This is a genomic window from Bacillus sp. GMs2/2 (assembly GCF_050172095.1).
Classification (GTDB): Bacteria; Bacillota; Bacilli; order Bacillales; family Bacillaceae_G; genus Bacillus_A; species Bacillus_A cereus.
The window spans coordinates 1-1,446 of sequence record NZ_JBNLYE010000659.1; the positions used below are offsets into that span (position 1 = coordinate 1).

The window sequence follows — 1,446 nt, forward strand, 5'->3', positions numbered from 1 at the left end:
TGAAGTGACCCCTAAAAGTTAGACACGGTTATTTCATTAGGCAGCTTGATAAAAATGAGTTCGGTATTGTACCGGACTCATTTTTAATTTTGCCTTAATCCGTTTCGTATTATAATAATCTATATATTTTTCTAATTCTATTTTAAAATGCTCTACACTTTCAAATTCTTTTATGTAGAGGAACTCCGACTTCATAATCCCAAAGAAATTCTCTATTACTGCGTTGTCGTAACAGTTGCCTTTTCGAGACATACTCTGTACGATACCCCTTGATCCAAGTGTACGGACGTATTGTCTCATTTGATAATGCCATCCTTGATCCGAATGCATTAGTAGCTGGTGATTTTCAGGTAAGCGTTCTAATGCTTTCTCTAACATCTCTGAAACAAGTGAATACGTCGGTCTAGAACCAATTGTATAGGTAATAATTTCACCATTATACAAGTCTAATACAGGTGATACATACAGTTTCTTTCCAAACAATTTAAACTCTGTGATGTCCGTTACCCATTTTTGATTCGGGGCATCTGTATAAAAATTACGCTCTAAAATATTAGGTGCAATTTTACCGACTTTCCCTTTATAGGATTTATATTTCCTCATACGCACAACACACTTTAATCCAAGCTCTTTCATAATGCGCTGAACCTTCTTGTGATTCACTTTCTGATCACGATTCGTTAACTCATCACGAATGCGACGGTAGCCATAACGACCTTCATTTTCCTCATAAATTGCTTTAATTTCAGCTTTCAAATCGGCATCTTGATCCGGACGATTCATTTTCTTTACTAAATCATAATACGTACTCCGTGGAATACCAGCTAGCTCCACGAGTGCCTTCACCGAATATTTATGCCTTAATTCATAGACTACTTGTGCCTTGTCTTGTTTCGTGATTTTTCCTTGTTTTGAACTAAGGCATTCAACTTTTTTAAGTACTCATTTTCCATTTCAAGCTGTTGAATACGTGCTTCAAGTGCTTCGACTGACCCTTCAGCTAAAGCTTGTTTTACTTGTTTATTTGAATCTTTTTTCATGGATGGACGCCCCTTTTTCTTAGATTGAAGGGCATCAATTCCTTGTGTTTCGAGCTGTTTTTTCCAAACAGAAATCGTTGAAGGGGCAGGAATGTTAAAGATAGCTGCCGTCTCAAATAAGGACATACCGTTTTCAATCATAAAGTTTAGTACGTCTAGTTTAAATTGTTGTGTGTAATTTGTACATCGTTTTAGAAAAGCTTCCATACCATTCTGTTTATATTGGTTTACCCAATTCAAAATAATTGTGTCACTTATACCAATCGATTTACCCATTTCTCGATAACTTTCATTTCCGTTCAAATAACGTAGAACGATTTGTATTTTTTCATCAGCTGTAAATTTAGCCATAGAAAAACTGCACCTCCAATTGTTAGACTGTGTCTAACAATTGGGGTGCAGTTCA

1 protein-coding gene is annotated in these 1,446 nt (G+C 35.9%); it reads right to left on the bottom strand.

From position 1 onward, the window contains the following. Positions 1–36: 36 nt before the first annotated feature. Positions 37–1,391 (bottom strand): IS3-like element ISBce19 family transposase gene (locus ACQGS6_RS28425; protein WP_426966023.1). Its coding sequence is split into 2 segments (ribosomal slippage): positions 37–938 and positions 938–1,391, totalling 1,356 coding nucleotides; the frame shifts between segments, so codons are not numbered across the junction. Positions 1,392–1,446: the final 55 nt, after the last annotated feature.